At 73.4% G+C, this 7,050-nt stretch carries 6 protein-coding genes and 1 pseudogene; 3 read left to right on the top strand and 4 right to left on the bottom strand.

Annotation, left to right across the window (positions count from 1 at the left end):
- Positions 1–266 (top strand): annotated as a pseudogene (locus tag B124_RS27700) (IS110 family transposase); the annotation flags it as partial.
- A gap of 144 nt (positions 267–410) precedes the next feature.
- Here B124_RS27700 and B124_RS27695 read toward each other — a convergent pair.
- Complete coding sequence (locus B124_RS27695; protein ID WP_496505702.1) at positions 411–1,262, bottom strand: PhzF family phenazine biosynthesis isomerase; 852 nt, start codon at positions 1,260–1,262, stop codon at positions 411–413.
- A 179-nt stretch (positions 1,263–1,441) separates the two neighbouring features.
- Between B124_RS27695 and B124_RS27690 the strand changes: the two genes are divergently transcribed.
- Positions 1,442–2,344 (top strand): endonuclease/exonuclease/phosphatase family protein, encoded by a 903-nt coding sequence (locus B124_RS27690; protein WP_496505701.1) that lies wholly within the window; start codon positions 1,442–1,444, stop codon positions 2,342–2,344.
- Between the two features lie 84 nt (positions 2,345–2,428).
- Here B124_RS27690 and B124_RS27685 read toward each other — a convergent pair whose 3' ends face one another.
- Positions 2,429–2,830 (bottom strand): RNA-binding S4 domain-containing protein, encoded by a 402-nt coding sequence (locus tag B124_RS27685; RefSeq protein WP_496505700.1) that lies wholly within the window; start codon positions 2,828–2,830, stop codon positions 2,429–2,431.
- A gap of 64 nt (positions 2,831–2,894) precedes the next feature.
- On the opposite strand from B124_RS27685, the gene B124_RS27680 reads away from it, so the two are divergent.
- Positions 2,895–3,818, top strand: a complete 924-nt coding sequence (locus B124_RS27680; protein WP_496505699.1) for an NADP-dependent oxidoreductase — start codon at positions 2,895–2,897, stop codon at positions 3,816–3,818.
- Positions 3,819–4,161: 343 nt separating this feature from the next.
- Here the strand turns inward: B124_RS27680 and B124_RS27675 are convergent, their stop codons facing one another.
- Entirely contained in the window at positions 4,162–5,709 is a 1,548-nt protein-coding gene (locus B124_RS27675) for a sodium:solute symporter family protein (RefSeq protein WP_496505698.1), read from the bottom strand.
- Positions 5,710–5,773: 64 nt separating this feature from the next.
- Positions 5,774–7,042, bottom strand: a complete 1,269-nt coding sequence (locus B124_RS27670; RefSeq protein WP_496505697.1) for an enolase C-terminal domain-like protein — start codon at positions 7,040–7,042, stop codon at positions 5,774–5,776.
- Between the last annotated feature and the right edge of the window lie 8 nt (positions 7,043–7,050).

The raw sequence follows: 7,050 nt of genomic DNA, 5'->3' as shown, positions 1-7,050 counted from the left end.
CACGAGACTCCGGCCGCGTCAGCGGCAACCTCCGCAGACCACGCCGGTTTCACCGCGGCCTGCTCAACGCTATGTACCTCTCCGCGCTCTCCAGTCTTAAGGGCTGCCCAGCCTCCAAGGCGTACTACGCGCGCAAGAGAGCCGAGGGCAAGGGCCACAAGCAGGCGCTGCTGGCGCTCGCGCGCCGCCGCGTCAACGTCCTGTGGGCCATGATCCGCGACGGAGCGTGCTACGAAGCCACACCACCCGTCACGGCAGCGGCTTGACATCAGCATTGGGAAGCTCCTTGTCGGAAACAACCGTCCGGCGCCCCCTCCGGGCGCCTCTCACCCGTGCGTCGAGCGGGCGGGACGGATTTCGACAGCGGAGCGGAAGAAATCCCCCATGTGGCGTGCATCACATGAGTGGGCTCAGAGGCGGACCGCCGCGCCCGTGACGTGGACCCGGGGGTCGCCCGCGCGCAGCTCGACCTCCAGCAGCGAGGGGCGTCCCATGTCGTGCCCCTGGTGGAGGGTGAGCCGGGCCGCCTCGGCGGCGAGGCCGAGTTCGCGGGCGTACGCGCCGAAGGCAGCCGCCGCCGCGCCGGTGGCCGCGTCCTCCACGACGCCGCCGACCGGGAACGGGTCGCGGACGTGGAAGACGTCGGCGGACTCGCGCCAGACGAGCTGCACGGTGGTCAGGTCCAGCTTCTCCATCAGCGCGCGCAGCCGGTCGAAGTCGTAGTCGAGGTCGGCGAGGCGGGCGCGGGTGGCGGCGGCGAGGACGAGGTGGTGCGCGCCGGCGAAGGCGATGCGCGGGGGCAGGGCGGGGTCCAGCTCGGCGGCGGACCAGCGCAGCGCGGCCAGCGCCTCGGCGACGTCGGCGTCCGCGGCCTGACGGACCTGCGGCTCGACGCTGCTGAGCGTCGCCTTCAGCACGCCGTCCCCCTCGGTCACCGCCACCGGGACCCGGCCGGGCCGGGTGTGCAGCGCGAAGTCGCCGGCGCCCAGGCGCTCGGCGAGCGCGACGGCGGTCGCGACGGTGGCGTGGCCGCAGAAGGGGACCTCGGCGACGGGGCTGAAGAAGCGCGTCGTGAACGACCGCCCGGCGCCCGCCTCGTCCGCCGGTCCCGGGGTGAGGAAGGCGGTCTCGGAGTAGCCCACTTCGGCCGCGATGGCGACCATCTGCTCGTCGGTCAGGCCCGCGGCGTCGAGGACGATGCCGGCCCGGTTGCCCCCGGCGGGGTCGGTGGCGAAGGCGGTGTAGCGCAGTACGTCGGTCATGAGGGGTGCAACTTCCAGGAGGCAGCGGCTGTTCCCGCGGGTACGGGGCGCGCCGGCGCGCCCCGGCCGTACCCGGGTGATCTCCAGTTCGTATCACTGACGTGCGCGCGTCACTTCCCCCTCATCTCGGCGCCTGAGACTCTTCCCACACCCCACCCCCCTGAACGGAGAGGTGACCCATGCCCGAGTTCTCCCTCAGCCGCCGCCGCGCCCTCGGCACCGTGGCTGCCGCCGCCCTCGCCCCGACCGTCGCCGGGCTGTCCGAGGCGCGCGCCGACAGCCCCCGGCCCGGCCCCGGCGACGCGGACGAACTGCACGTCATGAGCTTCAACCTCCGCTACGCCTCCGCCACCCCGCCGAACTCCTGGCCCGAGCGCCGCCCCGTGATGCGGGAGCTGCTGCGCGAGGAGGAGCCGCACCTCGTCGGCACCCAGGAGGGGCTGTACCCGCAACTGCTCGACATCGCCGCCGACCTCGGCCGCCACCACGCCTGGATCGGCACCGGCCGGCAGGGCGGCAGCAAGGACGAGTTCATGGCGATCTTCTACGACATCCGCCGGCTCGCCCCGGTCGCCTTCGACCACTACTGGCTCTCCGACGAGCCGTACCTCATCGGCTCCAACACCTGGGGCAACGCCGTCCTGCGCATGGTCACCTGGGTGCGCTTCCGCGACCTGGCCACGGGCGGCGAGTTCTACCACGTCAACACCCACCTCGACCACGTCAACCAGCAGGCGCGCGAGCGCTCCGCCGCCCTGATCACCAGCCGCTTCGCGGAGTTCGACGCCACGCTGCCGCGGGTGGTCACCGGCGACTTCAACGTCCCCGCGCACGCCAACCCCGTCTACGACGCGATGCTCGCGGACGGCGGCCTCGTCGACACCTGGGACGCGGCCGAGCGGCGCAGCGACGCGTACGCCACGTTCCACGGGTACCGGCCGCTGGTGCCGGACGGCGCCCGCATCGACTGGATCCTCGTCACGCCGGCGGTGCGGACGCGGTACGCGCAGATCAACACGTACGAGCGCGACGGCCAGTTCCCCAGCGACCACCTGCCGGTGCAGGCGTTCCTGCAGTTCTGAGGGGCAGCAGGCGCAGGGGAGTCCGGTGCATGCCGGGCTCCCCCGCCGGGCGGGCCCCCGGCCCTCAGCCCTCGTCGGTCCTTGTCAGCCCTCGTCCGGGCCCCGGGTCTCCGCCCTGCGGCGCAGCCGCTCCAGCTCGCGCCGGTCCCGCTTCGTCGGCCGGCCCGTGCCGCGGTCGCGGCGGGCGATGGGGGCGGCCATCTCGCGCGGCGGCGGAGGCGGGCTGTGGTCGGCGTAGCACTCGACGGCCACCGGGGCTCCCACCCGCTTGCGCAGCAGCCGCTTGACCACGACGATCCGCTCCCGCCCGGCCAGCCGCACCCGCACCTCGTCGCCGACCCGCAGCGCCTGGGCCGGCTTCACGCGGTCGCCGTTGACGCGGACGTGCCCGGCCTTGCAGGCGGTGGCCGCCGCGGAGCGGGTCTTGGTGAGCCGTACGGACCAGATCCAGCTGTCGACCCGTACGCTCCCTTCCTCTCCAGCCATGTCGTCGACTCTACGGGCCCGGGCAACGGAATAATCCTCTCGGACCTGACCTTGGGAGGAGATCATGAAGGCGATCGTGACGAACGAGTACGGCGGACCGGAGAACCTGCGCCTCGACGAGGTGCCCAAGCCCAAGGTCGGTCCCGACCAGGTGCTGGTGCGGGTGAAGGCGGCCGGGGTCAACCCGGTGGACTGGAAGGTCGCCCGGGGCTATCTCGACCCCATGATGTACATCCACTTCCCGCTCATCCCCGGCTGGGACGCGGCCGGTGTGGTGGAGGCGCTGGGCGCGGACACCCCGGAGTTCGCGGTGGGCGACGAGGTGCTGGGGTACGTGCGCCGGGACGAGGTCGGGCAGGGCACGTACGCGGAGTACGTCGCCGCGCCCGCGCGGACCCTTACCCACAAGCCCGCCGCGCTGGGCTGGCAGGAGGCCGCGGCGCTGCCGCTGGCCGGGCTCACCGCGCTGCGCTCGCTGGACCGGGTGGGCGCCGGGGACGGCGAGACGGTGCTCATCCACGGCGGCGCGGGCGGGGTCGGCTCGCTCGGCGTGCAGCTCGCGGCCCTGCGCGGGGCGCGCGTGATCGCCACCGCGAGCGAGCGCAACCACGACTTCCTGCGCTCGCTGGGCGCCGAGCCCGTGACGTACGGCGCCGGCCTGGCCGACCGGGTGCGTGAGCTGGCGCCGGCCGGGGTGGACGCGGCGCTGGACTTCGTCGGCGGCGGTGCGGTGCAGGTCTCGCACGAGGTGCTGAAGGACGCGGCGCGGTCGGCGTCGATCGCGGACGGCGAGGTGAAGAAGCTGGGCGGGCAGTTGGTGTGGGTGCGCCCGGACGCCGAGGGGCTGGCGCAGTTGGCGGGGCTCGCGGCGGCGGGGAAGCTGACGGTGCACGTGGACGCGGCGCTGCCGCTGGCGGAGGCGGCGGAGGCGTTCCGGCGCAGCGAGTCGGGGCGTACGCGGGGGAAACTGGTGCTGGAGGTCCCGTAGCGGGACCGCCTCCGGCGGGGCGGCGGGTCCCTACCTGGTCGCCCTGCGCCATCCGCGGGGTCAACCCAGTGCCGCGGGCGCCGCAGGCGCGGGCCGATGAGCGCGGTTCTGCCGCGGCTCGGCGGGACACCGCCGTGGATGCGCGGCACCCGGCCGCGGTCCCGGGCGGGTGCACCGGTGCCCACCACCGGGCGCGCGCGGCGCGCAACCCGCGGGGTTACCCCGTCCCGCCGCCACGGGGTGGCCCCCGCGGGCGCCTGCCTGCATGGAAGCGCTTGCTACCCCGGTCGGCAACCCCCGCCGCACGAAGGGGAGTTGCCGGCTGCCGACCGCCGGGGACCGCTCAGCGCGGCGTGAGGTCCGCCGTCGCCTCCGGCGGCTGCGTGTCCTTCGACGCCGGCACCCCGGCCGCCGCGCCCTCCTCCGGGTCCGAGTCCAGCGAGTCGAGCAGCGCGTCCTGCTCCGCCCCGCCCTCGGGCCGCAGCAGCCCGATGCCCACGTACAGCACCAGCGACGTCAGCAGCGGCAGCCCCACGAGCGCCGCCTGCGAGGTGTCGTCCCGCACCCAGTGCAGCACCGACCACAGCCCGAGCCCGCCGGCCCACGACACGATCGCCGCCGTCGGCCCGCAGCGCCGGAACCACGGCAGCATGCCCAGCATCAGCGGGATCGAGATCGGCCCCATCGTCGCCGCCACCAGGTCCACGACCACGTCGAGCACGAAGCCCTCACCGCCGGTCGCGATGGCGATGATCATGCTCACCGATACGAACGCCACCGTCGTCACCCGGGCGAACGTCAACTGCGCCCGGTCGGTCAACTGCCGTACCCGCGGCACCAGCACGGGCGCCATGTCCCGGGTGATGACCGCCGAGATCACGTTGGAGTCGGAGGCCACCATCGCCATCGTGTGGCAGAAGAACCCCGCCAGCACCAGCCCCGTCAGCCCGGCCGGCATCAGCTCCTTCGCCAGCTCGATGTACGACTCCTCGCTGTTCTCCAGGCCCGGCACGATCAGCGGTGCCGCGAACATCGGCAGGAACAGGATGAACGGCCACACCAGCCACAGCCCGCTGGACAGCAGCGCCGAGCGCTTCGCTGCGGAGCCGGACGGCGCGGCCATGTAGCGCTGCGCCAGGTTCCACATGCCGCCGTTGTACTCGAAGGTCTTGACCAGCAGGAACGCCAGCACCAGGGTCGTCGTCACCGGACCGGTGACCGGGTCGTGGTGGCTGTCCGGCAGGTCGTCCCACATCGTCCACAGCGTGTCGACGCCGCCCAGCTCCGCCAGCACCGCCACGAACATCACCGCGCCGGCCAGCAGTTGGATGAGGAACTGGCTGAAGTCCGTGAGCACGTCCGCCCACAGCCCGCCGACCGCCATGTACGCCATCGTGGCCACGCCGGTGAAGAGGATCCCCCACTCCAGCGGCACGTCCGCGAAGCCCTGCAGCAGCACCGATATCGCCACCCACTTGGCCGCGATGTCGACGACCTTCAGCAGCGCGCCGCTGTACGCCAGCACCTGCTGGGTCGGCAGGTTGTACCGCTTGGCCAGGTACTCCAGCGGCGAGGCCACGTCGTGCTTCGCGCGCAGCCGCGCCCAGCGGGGCGCGAAGAGGAACGCGCCGACGCCGATGCCCAGGCCGATGGTCAGCGCCCACCACACGTACACCGTCAGCCCGTGGTCGTAGGCGACGGCGGCGAACGCGACGAACATCACCGCGCTGTAGCCGGACATATGGTGCGAGATGCCGGACAGCCACCACGGTATGCGGCCACCGGTGGTGAAGAAGTCCTTCACGGTGTGGATGCGGTTCTTCGACCACCAGCCGATGCCTACCATCACGCAGAAATAGGCACCGACCATGATCCAGTCAGCGACGGCCATCGTGACTCCTGCCTGTGTCTTCTCCGATGGGTGGGGGGTGGTGCACGGGCCGCGGGCGCCCGGCTCACCAACGGGCCCGCGCGGGGGTGAAACCGGGGTGCAGGCGGCGCATGTACGCGGTGTCGTCGCGGCGCCGGACGCCGCACTTCTCGTACTGCTCGTGCAGCACGGCCAGCGCGTCGCGGTCCAGCTCGACGCCGAGGCCGGGCCCCGGCGGCAGCGGTACGGCGCCGCCGGCGAAGGTGAGGGCCCCGGGTGCGATCACGTCCTGGCCGTCCGCCACCGTCAGCCAGGGGGTGTGGGTGTCGCAGGAGTGGTCGAGGTTGGGGGTGGCGGCGGCCAGGTGCGTCATCGCGGCGAGGCTGATCCCCAGGTGCGAGTTGGAGTGCATGGACAGACCGATGCCGAACGTCGCGCACAGCGCCGCGACCTGAGTGGACTTCAGCAGCCCGCCCCAGAAGTGGTGGTCCAGCAGCAGCACCCCGATGGCGCGGCGCGCGATCGCCGGCGGCAGGTGTTCGTGCGTGACCACGGCCATGTTGGTGGCCAGCGGCATCGGCACCTGCGCCGCGACCTCGGCCATCCCGTCGATGCCGGGCGCCGGGTCCTCCAGGTACTCCACCGTCCCGGCCAGCGCGGTGCCGACCCGTACGGAAGTCTCCGGCGTCCAGGCGGCGTTGGGGTCGACGCGCAGCGGCAGCCCGGGGAACTCCGCGGCGAGGGCGTGCGCCGCCGCGATCTCCTCGTCGGGCGGGAAGACCCCGCCCTTGAGCTTCAGCGACTGGAAGCCGTACTCCTCGGTCAGCAGCCGCGCCTGGGCGACGATGCCGTCCGGGTCGAGCGCCGCGCCGAAGCGGTCCGCGGGCGCGTCGGGGTGGCCGGCCCACTTGTAGAAGAGGTACGCGCTGAACGGCACCGCGTCGCGCACCGGCCCGCCGAGGAGGTCCGCCACCCGGCGGCCGGTGGCCTTGCCGACGATGTCCAGGCAGGCGACCTCGAAGGGCGAGAAGACGGCGTCGACGGTCTTGCCGTTGCTGCCGGCGCCGGTCAGGCCGTGCTGGTCGGAGAAGACGCCGGTGCCGACACTGGCCGCCACGCGGGCGTAGAGGGCGTGGTGGTGGCCGGCGTCGGCGCCGGTCAGAGCGCGGGCGGCGGCGCGCAGCCGGTCGAGGTGGGAGGCGTCGCCGTAGCTCTCGCCGAGGCCGGTCAGGCCGTCGTCGGTGACGACCTCGACGACGCTGCGCAGGGCCCACGGCTCGTGTACGCCGGCGGCGTTGAGCAGCGGCGGGTCGCGGAAGGCGACGGGGGTGACGGTGATCTCGCGTATCCGCATCCCTGGAT

The organism is Streptomyces sp. CNP082 (genome assembly GCF_059570535.1).
This window is presented reverse-complemented; position numbering and strand designations above follow the sequence as displayed.

Coding starts and splice junctions, on each gene's coding strand:
- B124_RS27695 (WP_496505702.1), bottom strand. CDS start 1,262: ATGACCGACGTACTGCGCTACACCGCCTTCGCCACCGACCCCGCCGGG.
- B124_RS27680 (WP_496505699.1), top strand. CDS start 2,895: ATGAAGGCGATCGTGACGAACGAGTACGGCGGACCGGAGAACCTGCGC.
- B124_RS27685 (WP_496505700.1), bottom strand. CDS start 2,830: ATGGCTGGAGAGGAAGGGAGCGTACGGGTCGACAGCTGGATCTGGTCC.
- B124_RS27675 (WP_496505698.1), bottom strand. CDS start 5,709: ATGGCCGTCGCTGACTGGATCATGGTCGGTGCCTATTTCTGCGTGATG.
- B124_RS27670 (WP_496505697.1), bottom strand. CDS start 7,042: ATGCGGATACGCGAGATCACCGTCACCCCCGTCGCCTTCCGCGACCCG.
- B124_RS27690 (WP_496505701.1), top strand. CDS start 1,442: ATGCCCGAGTTCTCCCTCAGCCGCCGCCGCGCCCTCGGCACCGTGGCT.